Origin of the sequence: Nonlabens dokdonensis DSW-6, assembly GCF_000332115.1 — a bacterium.
Taxonomy (GTDB): Bacteria; Bacteroidota; Bacteroidia; order Flavobacteriales; family Flavobacteriaceae; genus Nonlabens; species Nonlabens dokdonensis.
Genome location: NC_020156.1, coordinates 1968129 through 1985549, shown reverse-complemented (window position 1 = coordinate 1985549; position 17421 = coordinate 1968129). Strand labels below are relative to the sequence as shown.

Genomic DNA, 17421 nt, shown 5'->3' with positions numbered 1-17421 from the left:
ATGATATACTTTTACTTTCAAGTAAAAAGCAATAGTAGACGAATGACGTTACAACAGTAAAGAATTCAATTAAATGTATCAGTTGCTATCAGAAAAAGGAATTTACAAAATGGGAGGGATTTTATTAATTCTGATTTCAATATCTACATCCTTTAACAGTTACAAGAAGTATGATGCAATATTTTACGGCAGGGATGTCATTGTTCCTGTCCTTGACATTCCAATATCGTGCAAATCCAGTAATAAAAGTGTAAAGGCTTATTTTACATTTATTTATAATGGAATTGAATATTCAAAAAATATTAAGGGTGAATATTGCGGACTATTAGAGAGGAATAAAACAGTCAAATTGAAAATAAATTCTGACAACTCTGTTTTTGTTTATCCAAATGAAAAGATGACTATGCAAATTATTAGTATTGTCATTTTATTTATAATAGGTATTTTATTTTTACTAAAGCAAAATGAAATATAGAAAGAGTTGAAGAGGTCTTTAATTTCATATATGTTTCTAAAGCGGCAAATTAAAGAAGCGATGAAGAGGATTAAAAAGGTGCTGGATTAAGAAACTAATAGTGTTTACTTTATTTTTGAACCTACTGGCTTTCATAAGGGTAGAATTAATTCTACCCTTATGAAAATGAAAACATCCTACTTTTTACCTGAAATTTTGAATATAACGATCAAATGATATCGCTTTACGTGTATAGAACTGCCTCTAACTTCCTTTTTCTTCTTTAAATTTTATTGAATATTCTAGCGTATTGCAAATGCTACACTTTAACGAACGCGATGCAATCGCGCGCGACGTGGATGATGATGTAGCTGTTTTACAAGTATTTATATATCATGTTATAACAATCGATTACTTTGACCCATTACCCAACTCATTACCGTTATCAGGACAATTTACATCGGGAACACGGTAATAACCATAAGCGACAGAAGATTTAACTTTCTTATATTTATTCAATTGATTCTTACATATATAATAATGAGTTGATTTTAACCCATGATCCATTGTTACAATTCTATTATCTATAAAGTCTTTTGGGAGAACACCTAATCTTCTTTTAATATCTGTTGAATCTAAAACTTTATACTTATCAATAATTTGTAAAATATCACTCTTTAAAGGAGTAATAGTATCTTTCCAAACAAATAAATTTCCATTAATTTCTTTAAATCTATTTCGGAAATAGCTGTTTGGGGTTTCTCCAAGTCTATCATCCATACCTAAAGCTATATAACCATCATTTTCAGGAAATATGGTAAGAGTAAAGATGTCTTTATTATCACTTTTTTTTCAAAAACCCAAAAGACATTAAAAGGTTTGCCGCCCCTTTCTTTAAGATATTTTTTAGGAGTTTTATACTTATAGGCAAAATCAATCATGGAGTTTAACCGCGCTTGATCTAAATTTCCTTTACCTCTAATCATCTGATTTTTATAATTAGCACAACTGAAAATTACAAAAATCAAAATAAGCATGATAGTAACTTTACTAATGTTCTTTCTCATAACGTTAATTGATTACTAGAAATTTTAAATTTACCATCAGTTAATGATCTTTTCAAATTCATCCTGGGTTTTGTTGCCCGCCTCAACCATACCTACCTATTCCTCCAAAAGAAAGGCGTCAACAATATCAAGACCGTAAACAATTCCAGTCTTCCTATTAACATCAAGAAACTACACCACCACTTTCCTAAAGGTGGTAATCCAGCAAAATTATCTACAGGAGAAAGGTTACCAAAAGCTGGCCCTACGTTTCCTAAGCTACTTAAAGCGCCACCTATGGCAGTTTCAAAGTCTAACCCTAAAGCTGCAAGAACTGTTGCTCCTATAATAAAAGAAAGCATATAAAGTATAAAAAAACCTAGGACATTAAATACAATACCGCTTTGTAGCGCACGTCCATTGTAACGTACGGGCAAAATAGCATTAGGATGCAGCGTTCTCTTAAACTCCATAATACCATTACGTATTAAAATAATATGACGCATGACTTTTACTCCACCAGAAGTAGAACCGGCGCTACCACCTATAAAAAACAATCCAAAAAACATGATGGTTAAGAAAGGCGTCCACATAGTATAGTCTGCAGTAACAAAACCTGTGGTAGTGATCACCGCAAGTACTTGAAAGGTACTGTGTCTAAAAGCACTTTCAAACTCTCCTAAAACCATAGGGTGATTAATAGAAGAAACAGCAGGATCTGCTTGAAGATAAATTAAAACACCACCTATAATTGAAAACCCAAAGACAAAACTCGCATACCATTTAAACTCGGTATCTTTTAATATTTTAGAAAACCTTCCTTTGAAAGCAAAGTAGCTCAAGACAAAGTTTGTTCCTGCAATAAACATAAAGATGACTATAATCCACTGAATTGCTGGATTATCATTCCAGAAAGCAGTACTCGCGTTTTTAGTAGAAAAACCACCTGTAGAAAGCGTACTCAACGCATGATTAACAGCGTCAAACCAACCCATTCCTGCGATTTTAAGCAATACTGTTTCTAACCCAGTGAAACCTACATAAATTAACCAGAGCCTTTTAGCAGTATCTGTAATACGAGGATGTAATTTATCGTTGCTCGGTCCTGGAGCTTCGGCCGCAAAAAGCTGCATTCCACCTATTCCTAATAGGGGCAAGATCGCTACCGCAAGTACAATAATTCCCATTCCTCCTATCCAGTGCGTAAGACTGCGCCAAAACAAAATTCCTTTGGGCATGATCTCAATATCGTTCATGATACTGGCACCAGTTGTGGTAAATCCACTCATGGTTTCAAAAAAGGCATCAGTATAATTTGAGATGGCTCCGGTAAAAGCATAGGGCATAGTACCTGCAAAAGCCATAATCAACCAGCCTAAAGTAACAATAAGGTAACCTTCTTTCTTACTTAATTCTTTAACGTGATCGCGTGTAAAATACATGACAACACCACCTAATGAAATAGCAACACCTGCCGCGGCAAGTATTTGTAAGCCTTCGCTTTCTCCATAAATAGCACTTACTATTGCAGACAGTGACATAAACCCACCGTTAAAGACCAGTAAAAGTCCCATAATAAAAACGATGATCTTATAATTGAGTTTTGTCATTATAAGAAGAGTTTTTCTACTTTAGAAATAGATCGCGGCAAGCAACATACTACTACTCGATCACCAGCTTGTATGGTAAAGCTTCCTAAAACTATATTACCTTCTCCTTCTCTAATAACACCACCTATAATAGCACTTCTAGGAACTCCAGCATTTGAAACAGTTTTACCACAAACTTCACTTTCTTGCTTAACAATAAATTCCAACAACTCCGCATTCATGTTGTTTAGCTTAGTCATGGCAACTACCTCACCTTTACGCACATACCTAAAAATATTATTAGCTGCTAATAGCTTTTTGTTGATCAATGTATCGATTCCTATGCTGTGCGATAACTGGAAGTAATCCATATTTTCTACCAGAGAGATCGTTTTCTTGACACTCTTACTTTTAGCCATCAAGCAAGAAATAATATTAGTCTCGCTATTTCCAGTTACAGCAATAAAAGCATCCATTTCATGAATGTTTTCTTCTTCAAGCAATTCTACATTGCGTCCGTCTCCGTTTAAAACTAGAACTTCAGGAAGGGAATCGGCTAGATCAAAGGCTTTTTTGGCATCTTTTTCAATGAGCTTCACGTTTACGCCAGCTTTAGAAAGCTGCATGGCGCTTTGCTTTCCTATGTTACTACCACCCAAGATCATGACATTACGCATGACATGCTTAGTCTTTCCTGTAAGTTTATACAGCTCGTCCACTCCACCAGCGGTCGTTATAAAATATACTTGATCTCCTTCTTTAAATTGGGTATCGCCACGAGGAATTAACGTGTACTGAGTTCCAAAACGCTGGATAGCAATAGGCATAAAATGAATCTCTGGAAAGATCTCTCCTGCTTGCTGCACCGTTTTACCTACAAACTGTGCGGTACGTTGCAAATTCACTCCTACCATGGTAAGTGCGCCATCTTCAAATTCATAACTATCATTGAAAGCACTTTGATTAAGAAGTAACTCAATTTCCTTACTTGCTAATGCTTCTGGAGAAATCAATTCATCAATTCCAAAACCAGAAAACCCTATAGAATCCTGGTGTTCCAAGAATTCTGTATTAGTAATACGAGCAATAGTACGTTTTGCACCTAACTGCTTAGCGAGTACCGAAATAGTAATATTAGTTGTCTCACTACTCGTTACTGCAATCACAAGATCTGCTTGATCAATGCGTGCATCTTGTAAAATTTTAATAGAAGTAGAATCACCACGCAACACTCTTATATCTAAGTGTGTATCAGCATAATGCAAATTCTCCTGTACCGGATCAATAAGTGTAATATCTTGAGACTCGTAAGACAGCAGTTTGGCAAGGTGAAAACCTACTTCTCCAGCTCCTGCGATAAGGATTTTCATAAAATCGTTTCTGTAGTGCTTCAAAGATACTGGAATGGAGTCTAATTTGTAAAAAATGTGAAGTTTTTAACGGTTATGAGTGTGATAATCTCGCTTTCGCGAAAGCGGAATAGCAATAAGCTCAACGCTCTGCATTATCTTTGCTTCTCTAAAAACAAGATCGTGTCTGAAGAAGTAAAGCCTTACAAAGAAGAAAATTCTGGAAAGAAAGAACAAGTCACAAAAATGTTTGACACCATAAGCGGTGAATATGACGGCCTTAATAGAATGATTTCTTTGGGACTGGATCAAAAATGGCGTGATAATGTGGTGAAAATGGTTGCCGCTCAAAATCCTGACGTGATTATGGATATCGCTACTGGTACTGGAGATCTAGTAATCAAAATGGCACAACAGACTAATGCGTCAAAGTTGATAGGTCTAGACATTTCTAGTGGAATGTTAGAAGTAGGAAAAGTAAAAGTGAAAGAAGAAAATCTAGACAGTCGCATTGAAATGGTGCTGGGTGATTCAGAAAATCTAAAGTTTGAAGATGGCTCAATAGACGCTGTAACGGTTTCTTATGGAGTACGTAACTTTGAAGATCTTGAAAAAGGACTTTCTGAAATCTTAAGGGTATTAAAATCAGGTGGAATTCTAGTAGTACTAGAAACAAGCATACCAACTAAGTTTCCTTTTAAACAAGGTTACTATTTATACTCTGGATTAATCGTTCCTACCTTAGGGAAACTATTCTCTAAAGATAAAATCGCTTATGGTTATTTATCAAAAAGTGCTTCTAAATTCCCTTATGGGGACCGTTTCAACAATATTTTGAAGAAAGTAGGGTTTAAAGAAGTAGAAAATGAATTACAATTTCATGGTGCATCTACCATTTATAAAGCAGTAAAAGCATAGTATGAGACACATTATTGTCATCATAGTTGTAGTATTAGGTTTTCAAACCGCTAGTGCTCAATTATTTTCAAAAGAAAAAATTAGAAATTTAGAAAACTTTGATCAAAAACGTTTGACTTGGGGTTATTATCTAGGCTTTAACTCTTACGATTACAAATTTGATTATGACGAGGTCACAGAAGATATCATTACAGAAACGACTGCAGGTTTTAATGTAGGACTCGTAGGCGATGTACGTTTAAATGATTATTTTAATTTAAGACTCGAGCCAGGAATTGTTTTTGCAACTAGGAATCTTACTTTTCCTAATCCATCGTTAATGACAGAGGCAGAAATGAATCGAGAGGTTACTTCTACGTACATTCACGTGCCGTTATTAGTCAAGTTTTCTACTAAAAGAAACAACAACTGGAAACCATTTGTGGTAGCAGGAGCTTCATGGTCCAGTAACTTATCGAGTAATTCTGATAATCCTGATGACAACAGCGCTGGCCAATTTAGACAAACAGCTAATGTTTTTAATTATGAACTAGGTATAGGAATAGATCTATACTTGTTCTATTTTAAATTTTCTCCTTCCATCAGAGGTGTATTTGCAATGGGTGATGAACTAGTCAGAGATGCAGACCCTAATAGTCCATGGACAGGAAATATTACCAGCATGCAATCTAGAGGAGTGTTTATCAACTTTACTTTTCAGTAATTGTAGTAGTACGCAACCATTCTCCTAAAATAAGAGAAGTAGCTGTCGCGACATTTAAACTCTCTGTTTTCTGAATGGTACCGTATTGAGGGATACTTATAGCTTTACCTAATTTTTGAATCTCATTGCTTATCCCATGAGACTCATTTCCCATTATAATAATTGCGTTTTCAGGTAATGTGGTTTCATATACATTTTTACCGTCCATAGCTGTGACAAAAATAGGCAGCGACGTGTTATTAAGGAACATAACTAATTCTGCATAATGAATTTGTACTCTAGATAAGGATGCCATGCTTGCTTGTACACATTTTGTATTGTACATATCTACCGTTTCATTACTACAAACAATATTAGGAATATTAAACCAGTCTGCTAATCGGATTATGGTGCCTAAATTTCCTGGATCTTTTACATCGTCAAGTACTAAAATCTTTCCTTGATCGGGAATTTCGGTTTTAGTAATCATTTTAAAAACAGCTAAATAACCTGGAGCAGTAGTATAATTTGAAATGTTGTTCATTTCTTTTACACCTATGACATCTGGATCAAAATCGTCCAGTTGATGATTTCCTTCTGTGACTAGTAAAACTTCTGTATGAACGCCAGAATTGATCAACTCTCTTATAGATTTATACCCTTCAACTACAAAAAGCTGGTACTCTTCTCGATATTTTTTTCTACTTAGAGATTTGATAAGCTTTAACTTGCTTTTTGTAATCATTTATAATCGTATTTTTGAATATTGTACTATGGGAAAAACAGGACTTCATGCAAAAATAGGATTAATTATCTTGCTTATAATTCTATTAGTTTCTTGCAGTGCTATCAAGCGAGTGCCTGATGGTAAAAAGCTATTGACTAAAAGTACTATTCTGGTAGATAGCGCGGCTCCTAAAGATCCACGAGTACAAAATTTACCTGTTCTCCAACCTAATCAACGACTTCTTACTATACCGTTGCGTCTTCATATTTACAACCTAGCTAGACCTAACAGAGATTCCATCTATTTAAATTGGATGCAAGAAAACCCAGAAGGTCTAGAAAGAAGAAATGCCATACTTTCTGAAAAGCAAACGATGGCCTTCGGTCAAGGATTAGTAAAGTTTAACAAATGGCTCAAAAGAACTGGCGAGGCTCCTAGCTTGATTGATAAAGTCGCAATAGATAAATCAAAAGAAAGATTAAGAGCTTGGTACTGGAATCAAGGCTGGTTCAATACTAAAGTAGATCATAACATCATAGACAGCGATAGACCTAAAAGAGCTAGAATTGAATATTTAGTTGATAGAGGGCAGCCTTATAAAATTGATAGCATCACTACACAAATAGCGACACCAGTTATTGACTCCTTATATCAATTAGTTCAATCAGAAAGTATTCTTAAAAAAGGGGAACAATATTTTACTCCAGATATCAACGCAGAGCGTGATCGTTTAAACTCTTATTTCCGTAATCACGGTGCTTTCCATATGGAGAAAGACAACATACGATTTGAAGGTGATACCGTTAACACTAATCAAAAAGCAAACATCACTTTAATCATAAAAGACCGAGAGTTCAAAATTGCAGACTCTACTTATAGCATCCCTTATAAAATTCACAAAATAAGTGAGGTAAACATTGTTCCAGATTATCAAAACGCAACCAGCAGTCAAAGGCCGGACACTTTAAAATATGAAGATTATAATATTTTAAGGTTTGGTAAACGCAAGTATAAAAGAGCCTCACTTACTGATGCTATTTTCTTCCATAAGGGAGATGTTTACAGAGATATAGATAGAGATAGAACCTATCGTAGAATTACAGAGTTACAAAGTTTTCTCTACCCTACTATCAACTATGTTGCAGACCCTAAAGATTCTACTGGTACCGACCTTATTGCAAACGTTTTACTGACTTCTAAGAAAAAGTTTGAATTTACTTATGGGGTAGAAACTACTCATAGTAATATTCAAGCGATAGGTGTAGGATTAAACACCTCTCTATTAATCAGAAATTTATTTAGAGGTAGTGAACTATTAGATATTTCATTTAGAGGTAATATAGGTGCTAGTACAAATGCCGCAAATGGTGATACCAGATTTTTTGACCTTCAAGAATTAGGAGCAGATGCTCGCTTGAGTTTCCCGAGGCTATTTCTTCCTTTTGATGTAGATAATTTGATCCCTAAATACATGTCTCCATCAACTAACTTCTCAGTTGGTTACTTTAGCCAGACTAATATAGGTCTCGATAAACAAAGTTTAAATGGAGCACTTACCTATAACTGGAGACAGACCGCAATAAAAAGTACACGTGTAGACTTGATTAATGCCCAATATGTGCGTAATCTCGATCCTGGAAACTTTTTTAATGTATACCAAAGTAGTTATAGCAGTGTCAACAATGTGGCAAACGATTTAAACATAATTGACCCTACTTATGTTAATGATGCAGGTAACTTAACTATACCTACAGGAACTAATACCTTTATAAACGATGCCATCGCTGGTAACCTAGGCGCCACTGCAGATCAACGGGAAACTTTAAGAAATGTGAGAGAAAGGCGTGATAGACTATCACAAAACAACTTAATTATATCTTCCAGTTACAACTGGACACGCAACAATCGTGAAGGTATTTATGATGATGATTTCTCACGTTTCAATTTTAGAATTGAGTCCGCAGGAAATGTTCTTTCTGGTATCTCTAGCTTAGTAGGGATAGACAAGAATAGCAACAATAGACGTCGTGTTTTCGGCGTAGAATATAGTCAGTATGTAAAAACTGAAATCGATTACATCAAACACTGGCAATATGTCAATAATCATGTATTTGCTATAAGAGCTTTTGGTGGTATAGCAATACCATATGGAAACTCAGATAACATTCCTTTCATTAGATCTTTCTTTGCTGGTGGACCTAATGATAATCGTGCCTGGCAAGCTTATGAATTAGGACCTGGAAAAACCGGTGGACTTAATGATTTCAATGAAGCAAATATGAAACTGGCATTTAATGCGGAGTATAGATTTCCTATTGCGGGAGCTTTTAAAGGAGCTGTTTTTGCAGATGTAGGTAACATTTATAATGTTCTGGATAGCGAGGACGATCCTGATGCCATATTTGACGGTATAGAAGACCTTGAGTTTTTAGCCTTAGGAACCGGAGCCGGATTGCGATACGACTTTGGATTTTTTGTATTAAGATTTGATATGGGATTCAAAACCTATAATCCAGCATTAGAGGAAGGTAGAAGATGGTTTAGAGAGTTTAAGATTTCTAGATCTGTTCTCAACGTAGGTATCAACTATCCTTTCTAACAAGATTAAGATAGGCGTTTATTTTTGCTTATTTTTGCCTATACAAGATTTAAAACTATGAGTCACAACATAAAACCAGGAGTTGCTACAGGCGACCAAGTTCAAGAAATTTTTAATCACGCCAAAGCTAATGGCTATGCCCTACCAGCGGTAAACGTTGTAGGTTCTAACACTGTAAATGCGGTAATGGAAACAGCGGCAGAGTTAAACTCTCCAGTGATTATTCAATATTCTAACGGAGGATCTGTTTTTAACGCAGGAAAAGGATTGAATAATGATAATCAAAGAGCAGCGATTTTAGGTGGTATTGCAGGTGCTGAGCATGTTCACAGATTAGCCGAAGCTTATGGAGCAAGTGTTATCCTACATACTGACCACTGTGCCAAAAAATTACTTCCTTGGATTGATGGGTTATTAGATGCTAGTGAAGCACGCTTTCGCGAAAGGGGTAAAAGTTTATACTCTTCCCACATGATAGACTTAAGTGAAGAACCACTAGAAGAAAATATAGAAATTTGTAAACGATACCTAGAAAGAATGTCCAAAATGGATATGACTCTAGAGATTGAATTAGGAATTACTGGTGGTGAAGAAGATGGTGTAGATAATAGCGATGTAGATGAGTCTAAATTATATACGCAACCAGAAGAAGTTGCCTATGCTTATGAGGAGCTTAAGAAAGTAAGCGATAAGTTTACGATTGCAGCAGCCTTTGGTAATGTTCATGGTGTTTACAAGCCAGGTAACGTAAAGCTTACGCCTAAAATATTGAAGAATTCTCAAGAGTATATTTCTAAGAAGTATAACGTAGAGCACAATCACATAGATTTTGTATTTCATGGTGGTTCTGGCTCTACTCTGGAAGAAATTAGAGAAGCAATAGGTTACGGTGTTATTAAAATGAATATCGATACTGATCTTCAATGGGCATTTGCAAATGGTATTAAAACCTACATGGATAGTAATAACGACTATTTACTTTCTCAAATAGGAAACCCAACTGGTGCAGACTCTCCTAACAAAAAATACTACGATCCACGTAAATGGCTACGTGTAGGAGAAGAGTCTTTTAAAGCGAGACTTAAGCAAGCTTTTGAAGATTTAAATAACATCAATACTTTATAAATTAACCCTAGCATTTAAATAATTAATGATTTAAATGCTTTTTTATGGAAAACGATATGGCTTGGTTTAAAAGAGATAAGAAAGGAATTACCACACCTACTGAAGCAAAAAAGGACACGCCTAAAGGTTTATGGTATAAATCACCTACTGGCAAAATAGTAGATACAGATCAGTTAAAAAATAATTTTTACGTAAGTCCAGAAGACGGCTACCACGTAAGAATAGGAAGTAATGAATACTTTGAAATATTATTTGACGATAATAAATACAAAGAACTCAATGCTAATATGGTATCTAAAGATCCTTTGAAATTTGAGGATACTAAAAAATATACCGATCGTGTAGAAGCTGCTCAAAAGAAAACGGGACTTAAAGATGCTGTACGTACTGCAGTAGGAAAGTCTGAAGGTAATGACCTCGTTGTGGCTTGTATGGATTTTGCTTTTATAGGTGGTTCTATGGGAAGTGTGGTAGGAGAAAAAATCGCTCGTGCTGCAGACTACTCTTTGAAGAACAATATTCCCTTCATGATTATTTCTAAATCTGGAGGTGCACGTATGATGGAAGCCGCTTTATCATTAATGCAGCTAGCAAAAACGAGTTCTAAATTAGCACAACTAAGTGACGCTGGTATTCCTTACATTTCATTGTGTACAGATCCTACCACTGGAGGAACAACTGCATCGTTTGCTATGTTAGGAGATATCAACATAGGTGAGCCGGGAGCTTTAATTGCTTTTGCAGGACCACGTGTGGTAAGAGACACTACAGGTAAAGAGCTTCCAGAAGGCTTTCAAACAGCAGAATTTCTGCTTGAAAAAGGTTTCTTAGATTTTATCTGTCCTAGACATGAGCTTAAGAAAAAAGTGAATTTATACCTCAACTTAATATTGAATAGGAAAGTGGAGGCTACAGCCTAAGCTTTTTTAAAAATAAGTATAAAACCGCTTTTAAGTCTTTTGATTTAAAAGCGGTTTTTTATTGATCAATATCAGCTCACATTTTAACCATAAATTAATAATGGACAGCCCTTCATTTAGCTAAATTGAAACATGAAATTTCTTTTACTTCTTTTATGCTCAATTATTTCACTCATGACTTCTTCACAAACTATTGAAAAACATCGCTGGGAAAACAGGATTCTACTAGTGATAAGTGAAGAAAATAATTCTAATGAAGAGTATTCTAATCAATTGCAAGTTATCAACGATTCTCTTGAAGGCTACACCGAGCGTAAATTAATAGTATATACAGTTTTACCAAATAAATATAGACTTCTTGGCATTACGACTAATCAAGAAGCAAATTGGATTAAAAATTCTAAGCTCTATTCTACTTACAATGAAAATAAGAAACCTTTTAAGGTGGTCCTCATAGGTCTTGATGGTGGTGTAAAAGAAGAGCGCAATGCAGCAATAAGCTCAGAAGAACTGTTTGCAATAATTGACGGGATGCCTATGAGAAGAAGCGAATTGAATCGTAAATAGTAAATCTAGGCAAAGCATTAATCTTTCCTTAAGAGCTTAATTACAAGTCGGTAATTACCTTTGTTATCAATGAAAAACTCAAAACTATTTGACGTAATAATCATAGGAGCTGGACCTATAGGAATTAATTGTGCACTACAAGCAAAGAAAAAAGGCCTTTCATATTTAGTGATTGAAAAAGGACCTTTGGTAAACTCGCTTTATAATTACCCAGCAAACATGCAATTTTTCTCTACAAGTGAGAAGTTAGAACTAGACGATATCCCATTTATTTCTAAAGAAGCAAAACCCAGTAAGCAAGAAGCCTTAGAATATTATCGAAGAATTGCTACTTCAAATCATCTAAACATAAATCTTTTTGAAAAAGTTGAAGAAATTGAGAAGCTAAAAAGCTTCAAGATCAAAACTGATAAAAATCAATATCATTCTAAAAACATCATTGTTTCCACAGGCTTTTATGATATCCCTAATAAAATGAACGTCAAGGGTGAAGATTTAATAAAGGTAACTCATTATTATAACGATCCTCACCTGTATGCGTTTCAAGATGTTGCCGTCGTAGGCGCTAGCAATAGCGCTGTAGACGCTGCCTTAGAGATTTATCGCAAAGGTGGAAAGGTTACTATGATCGTAAGAGGAGCGTCCATAGGAGATCGCGTTAAGTATTGGGTAAAACCAGATATAGAAAACCGAATCAAAGAAGGCTCCATAAAAGCTTATTTTAATAGTGAAATAAAAGAAATTCTAGAAGAGCACATCATCGTTAAGACTGCAAATAAAGTTCAAAAATTACCCAATGACTTTGTAGTTGCACTGACTGGGTATCAACCTAATTTCACTTTTTTAAAGAAAATAGGCATAAAATTAGAAGATGATAAAAGAATTCCAAGTTACAATTCTGAAACGATGGAAACTAATGTTGATGGCATCTTTCTAGCAGGTGTGATATGCGGTGGTGAAGAAACTCATAAATGGTTCATTGAAAATAGTCGCGTGCATGCTCACCAAATCATTTCAACTATTGCCGAGAGACATAAGAAAACCACATTCTAATATTATTTAAGGATAGCGTTCTTTGTTGATCCTGATGCTTTCTTCCAGTACAATCCTCAATTTCTCTTCACTAATATCACTCAGTTTATTGATATAAATACATGATTTGCCTAGCTTGACTTTGCCTAATTCTGCCTTTTTCTTATCTAACGCTTCGTTATAAGCCGTTGCATAAATACTGATGTTTTTTGATCTAGGCGCAAAACCTATAATAAAAAAGTCACCTTCTCTACCAGTATCATATTTGTAATGGTACTTACCTACTCCTATCATGTTACCCCACAATCGCGCTTTTTCACCCATTACATCCTCCATTATATCAAGAAGTCGAAAACAATCTGCTCTTTTTTGTTGGGGTTCCACGGTTTGTAAATAGTCTTCTACAGATTCATCGCTTGGTTGTGTTTTATTTGCCATTTTTAAAATTTGTCAAGATTCAAGGTATTAGTATAAATTCTAGGAATTGTTAGTTTCTCGCTTTCGCGAAAGCGGAACACTTATCCTACTTATTCTTATTTAATAATTCCATCAAATCAACATCGTTTCCTAGAAGTACTTCGGTAGGGTTGATACGTCCATCTTCTGGACCGTTCTCCAATTTAAGAACTCCACGTGGGCAAACAGCACTACAAATTCCACAACCTACACAACTGGATCTGATGATGTTCTCCCCTTTTTGAGCATAAGCTCTCACGTCAATTCCCATCTCGCAATAAGTAGAACAATTACCGCAAGAAATACATTGCCCACCATTAGTTGTAATTCTAAAGCGTGATTTAAAACGTTGTACTAAACCTAAATATGCCGCCAGCGGACAACCAAAACGACACCATACTCGGTTTCCAAAAATAGGATAGAATCCAGTACCTATTACTCCTGCAAACCAAGCGCCTATCAATAAACTATACGCATCTTTAATCCACTCTGCAGGAATCCCTATCAATGAAGAGGCTCCTGTGAAATAACAATACAAAACCACCAAAGTCATTACTAGAGAGAAAACTAAAACAGAATGCACTAGCCATCTTTCTAATTGCCATGCAATCAATTTTTTACTAGAATGTTGACGGTAAGGATCTCCTAGCGTTTCGGCTAGTCCACCACAGCCACAAACCCAACTACAATACCATCGTTTACCAAAAAAATAAACCATTACTGGAACAACAATTAAAGTCAAGGCAATTCCCCAAACCAATATGAAAATTCCAATAGCACCACTTTCCATAAGACTATTCAAATTCCAAGAAAAGAAAAAATCATAATCTAAAGGAAATGCATTTTTAAAATCATAACCAGGCATACTTAAACTGGTCATGATCTCTGGTATGAGAAAGGCAAAAACAATCTGAAAGAACAATACAGATGTTGTTCTCATTATTTGGTACTTGTTATGACGGTATTTGATATACATTCTCACAGCCATGACCATCATGATCACACAATATAGAAATCCATATACAAACCACTGACTCGCTTCTCCTCCATTGAGCGCTTTACTTATAGGATCAACAATAAAGGTCCAGTTCACCACATAGTCTGCATAGAAATATAACAGTAGGTAAAAACTAACCAGATATACAAATACTAGCCAAGCAATCCAACCACGATTAGTGGAAGAAGCATGGTATATGCCATTGTTTTTTATCCCTTGTCGCCCTAACAATTGTAATTGTGGGAATATATAAAGCAAGGCTCCTAAAATTCCTAGGCCAAATGTCATAAACCACATCAACCCTTTATTCTCGACTATAAAACCTGTTCCTGCGACTTTAGCAAGAGAAAAGCTCATCGCTCTAAATTCTTTTGTATTTACTCGATACTGGTATTGCGCACCCTTTGCCTCCCAATTTTTCTCAGCATTATATTTTTCAATAAGCGCATTGAAATGTTCATTATTCTTTTCTAAGGCACTTCTTACTTTCCCTGAAAAAGCAAAAATGTTCATTGACTCATTTCCTACAACCGCTTGTTGTAATTCCTTTTTCAAGAATTCATTATCGATTCCTTTAGAATCCATGAAGGTATTAATATCCTCAGTGGTGAGATTAAAAGATCCTGCAAAAATAGAACCGGTAAAAATAGCTAGACCTATAAGGAAAATAACTAATCCTATATTATGTAATGCTTTCATAAAGCTTGTTGTTCTTAAGGTTGTAAATGATTAAGCAAAAATGCGTTTCCAGCTTTTGTTTACTGGCTTGATATTTTTACCGCGTTGCTCATTGTAATGTTTAACAATTGCATTTTCATGTAGCTTATAAAACTCTGGATCAAAATTAGCATCCTTGAGGTACTTCATGACCTCATCTACTTTTCTGTCTTCAGTAAGCCAGCGATCAAAAATCTCATGACGCATACGTATTCCAAAAGTGTTGATCCCTAAAAACTCTTCTGTATCTTTATGGTAAGCAATCGTGACACATAACATTTCGGTATCATGTCTCCAGTGAAAATGCTCTTCAAAATCTGGTTTATTTTTTCCACTTACCCAACCGTAAGTTTGGTATTCTACATCTATAAACTTAGCACTATTGAACCAGTGCCCAGGATTATACTCCATTGGGTTGCCACAAATAGTTTGTGCAAGTGCTTCTCCCATCATTCGACCTGTATACCATACTGCTTCAATAGGTCTTCTTCTACCTATCGCTTCACGCTGCTCCGCACAATCGCCTATGGCATAAATATCTTTCACGCTTGTTTCTAGCATTCGGTTCACTTTGACTCCTTTACCCAATTCAATATCAGAATCTTTCAAGAAATTAATGTTAGGAGTAACTCCTGCAGTAAGACCTACAACGTCGCAATCTATTATTTCTCCAGTTTCTTTGATTTTGACAGCTTTGCATCTTCCACTACCATTATCTATGATTTCCTCAAGATTTGTGCTTAATCTTAGGTCTATTCCATTAGCAAGAATCTCTTCATTCACCAGCGCGCTTTCACCAGCCGGTAAAACACCATTCCAGAAACTGTCTTCTCGTACTAAAAAGGTAACAGGAATATGTCGTGAGTGCAGCATTTCTGCCATCTCGATTCCTATCAATCCGCCACCTACAATGACTGCTCTTTTACAAGTTTTATTATCAGGTGCATTTTTTTCTAATTTTTCAAGATCTTGTTTGTGATATAATCCTTGTACACCACCTAGATCTTGTCCCGGCCAGCCAAATTTATTAGGAACACTACCAGTTGCGATAATTAATTTATCAAAATCCATCGTCTCTCCATTTTTAAAATGAAGTTGTTTATCTGTTCCTGAAACTTTTTCTACCCAAGCATTTTTTAAGTCGATTCTATTTTTCTTCCAGAACCAGTCTTCATAAGGTTGCGTATGCTCAAATTTCATATGTCCCATATACACATACATAAGCGCAGTACGAGAGAAAAAATAATCGGTCTCGCCAGAAACTATAGTAATACGTTTATCAGAATTTTTTCTAATGTGTCTTGCAGCGGTAACGCCAGCGATACCATTACCTATAATGACTATATGTTCCATGGACTTAGGATTGGTTAATTATCGTTTTACAAATCAACTACTATGCTTCAGTGAATCAAAGGTGAATTGTACATTGCTTATGATATATTCTTCCCTTTGTTTATGTGATTCCACCACCAGCTAGCACAAGTATAAACATTATGTATCACATTAGTATCAGGAGAGCGTTGTTATGTGTTCCGCTTTCGCGAAAGCGAGAACTATAAAAACATCATTATAAAAAATAAACTGGCAAGAAGATTGAGTAGTAACAATAGTACCTGAATTCTCAAAAATTTCAGTAAATTTATAAAAAGTAAAAAAGCTATGGGCGCTCAAGAATTAAAAGAATATATATCGGAAAATATTAAAAAGATCAATGATAAAGCTTTTCTTGAAGCCATTAAGACATTAGTTGAAAATAAACAAGATTCTAAGAAGTCATTGTATTCTGATGAAAATATAGAAAAGCACGTGACAAGAATAATGAAAGACAATCATGAACTATTGAAGCGCCTAGCAGAATGATCAGCTTAGAACAAGCGCTTAAAATACATGAATTACAAATTAAAATTCATGGTGGTGCCAAAGGAATTAGAGATCAATCATTATTAGAAGCAGCTCTAGCAAGACCATTTGCCACTTTTGATGGTTTGGACTTGTATCCAAAACCTATAGATAAAGCTGCAGCAATTTTAGAAAGCACTTTAATTAATCATCCATTTATAGACGGTAATAAAAGGACTGGCTATGTGTTAATGGAATTAATTTTAAGAGTGAATGGTTTATGTGTAATTCTTCACCTCGAAAGTCAATACGATTTCACAATAAAAGTAGCCGAAGGTAAAATGAAAATTGAAGAAATTATTGCATGGTTAAATAAGCATGTTATTGAGTTAAGTACACTGTAA

At 35.3% G+C, this 17421-nt stretch carries 18 protein-coding genes; 10 read left to right on the top strand and 8 right to left on the bottom strand.

Going from position 1 to position 17421, the window contains the following annotated elements; all coding sequences use genetic code 11:
• Positions 1-82 precede the first annotated feature (82 nt).
• Entirely contained in the window at positions 83-475 is a 393-nt protein-coding gene (locus tag DDD_RS08790) for a hypothetical protein (RefSeq protein ID WP_146250823.1), read from the top strand.
• A gap of 390 nt (positions 476-865) precedes the next feature.
• Here DDD_RS08790 and DDD_RS08785 read toward each other — a convergent pair whose 3' ends face one another.
• The 4 genes from DDD_RS08785 to trkA form a co-directional block, all read right to left on the bottom strand.
• Positions 866-1234, bottom strand: coding sequence for a hypothetical protein (locus tag DDD_RS08785; RefSeq protein WP_015362478.1), 369 nt, complete (start codon positions 1232-1234; stop codon positions 866-868).
• An 8-nt stretch (positions 1235-1242) separates the two neighbouring features.
• Positions 1243-1521: a hypothetical protein gene (locus DDD_RS08780; protein WP_041567049.1), complete on the bottom strand. Its 279-nt coding sequence runs from the start codon at positions 1519-1521 to the stop codon at positions 1243-1245.
• A 92-nt stretch (positions 1522-1613) separates the two neighbouring features.
• Positions 1614-3110 carry a TrkH family potassium uptake protein gene (locus DDD_RS08775; protein ID WP_015362476.1) on the bottom strand — a complete coding sequence of 499 codons (1497 nt, stop codon included), beginning with the start codon at positions 3108-3110 and terminating at the stop codon, positions 1614-1616.
• Positions 3110-4459, bottom strand: coding sequence for a Trk system potassium transporter TrkA (gene trkA / locus DDD_RS08770; protein WP_015362475.1), 1350 nt, complete (start codon positions 4457-4459; stop codon positions 3110-3112). Before trkA ends, DDD_RS08775 begins: the two co-directional genes overlap by 1 nt.
• A gap of 162 nt (positions 4460-4621) precedes the next feature.
• Here trkA and ubiE point away from each other — a divergent pair, with 162 nt between their 5' ends.
• Together ubiE and porT are read left to right on the top strand one after the other, a co-directional pair.
• Positions 4622-5356 (top strand): bifunctional demethylmenaquinone methyltransferase/2-methoxy-6-polyprenyl-1,4-benzoquinol methylase UbiE, encoded by a 735-nt coding sequence (gene ubiE, locus DDD_RS08765; protein ID WP_041567048.1) that lies wholly within the window; start codon positions 4622-4624, stop codon positions 5354-5356.
• A 1-nt stretch (position 5357) separates the two neighbouring features.
• Entirely contained in the window at positions 5358-6059 is a 702-nt protein-coding gene (porT, locus tag DDD_RS08760) for a type IX secretion/gliding motility protein PorT/SprT (protein WP_015362473.1), read from the top strand.
• On the opposite strand, the gene DDD_RS08755 is transcribed toward porT, so the two are convergent.
• Positions 6046-6783: a TrmH family RNA methyltransferase gene (locus DDD_RS08755; RefSeq protein ID WP_015362472.1), complete on the bottom strand. Its 738-nt coding sequence runs from the start codon at positions 6781-6783 to the stop codon at positions 6046-6048. The two genes, porT and DDD_RS08755, sit on opposite strands and share 14 nt — an antisense overlap.
• 28 nt (positions 6784-6811) lie before the next feature.
• Here DDD_RS08755 and tamL point away from each other — a divergent pair, with 28 nt between their 5' ends.
• From tamL to DDD_RS08730, 5 genes are all read left to right on the top strand, one after another.
• Entirely contained in the window at positions 6812-9364 is a 2553-nt protein-coding gene (tamL, locus tag DDD_RS08750) for a translocation and assembly module lipoprotein TamL (protein ID WP_015362471.1), read from the top strand.
• 57 nt (positions 9365-9421) lie between these two features.
• The gene (gene fbaA / locus DDD_RS08745; RefSeq protein WP_015362470.1) at positions 9422-10489 is read left to right on the top strand and encodes a class II fructose-bisphosphate aldolase; all 1068 of its coding nucleotides are present in this window, start codon (positions 9422-9424) and stop codon (positions 10487-10489) included.
• Positions 10490-10545: 56 nt separating this feature from the next.
• On the top strand, positions 10546-11409 hold the full coding sequence (gene accD / locus DDD_RS08740; protein ID WP_041567393.1) for an acetyl-CoA carboxylase, carboxyltransferase subunit beta: 864 nt from the start codon (positions 10546-10548) through the stop codon (positions 11407-11409).
• Between the two features lie 132 nt (positions 11410-11541).
• Positions 11542-11976 (top strand): DUF4174 domain-containing protein, encoded by a 435-nt coding sequence (locus DDD_RS08735; RefSeq protein ID WP_041567047.1) that lies wholly within the window; start codon positions 11542-11544, stop codon positions 11974-11976.
• 69 nt (positions 11977-12045) lie between these two features.
• Complete coding sequence (locus DDD_RS08730) at positions 12046-13029, top strand: YpdA family putative bacillithiol disulfide reductase (RefSeq protein ID WP_015362467.1); 984 nt, start codon at positions 12046-12048, stop codon at positions 13027-13029.
• Positions 13030-13035: 6 nt separating this feature from the next.
• Here DDD_RS08730 and DDD_RS08725 read toward each other — a convergent pair whose 3' ends face one another.
• The 3 genes from DDD_RS08725 to DDD_RS08715 form a co-directional block, all read right to left on the bottom strand.
• Positions 13036-13446, bottom strand: a complete 411-nt coding sequence (locus tag DDD_RS08725; RefSeq protein WP_015362466.1) for a DUF1801 domain-containing protein — start codon at positions 13444-13446, stop codon at positions 13036-13038.
• An 85-nt stretch (positions 13447-13531) separates the two neighbouring features.
• Positions 13532-15160 (bottom strand): 4Fe-4S binding protein, encoded by a 1629-nt coding sequence (locus DDD_RS08720; protein ID WP_015362465.1) that lies wholly within the window; start codon positions 15158-15160, stop codon positions 13532-13534.
• A 30-nt stretch (positions 15161-15190) separates the two neighbouring features.
• Positions 15191-16531 carry an NAD(P)/FAD-dependent oxidoreductase gene (locus DDD_RS08715; protein WP_015362464.1) on the bottom strand — a complete coding sequence of 447 codons (1341 nt, stop codon included), beginning with the start codon at positions 16529-16531 and terminating at the stop codon, positions 15191-15193.
• A gap of 306 nt (positions 16532-16837) precedes the next feature.
• Here DDD_RS08715 and DDD_RS08710 point away from each other — a divergent pair, with 306 nt between their 5' ends.
• Both DDD_RS08710 and DDD_RS08705 read left to right on the top strand, forming a co-directional pair.
• The gene (locus DDD_RS08710; protein ID WP_015362463.1) at positions 16838-17038 is read left to right on the top strand and encodes a hypothetical protein; all 201 of its coding nucleotides are present in this window, start codon (positions 16838-16840) and stop codon (positions 17036-17038) included.
• Positions 17035-17421 (top strand): type II toxin-antitoxin system death-on-curing family toxin, encoded by a 387-nt coding sequence (locus DDD_RS08705; protein WP_015362461.1) that lies wholly within the window; start codon positions 17035-17037, stop codon positions 17419-17421. The genes DDD_RS08710 and DDD_RS08705 overlap by 4 nt, the downstream gene beginning before the upstream one ends.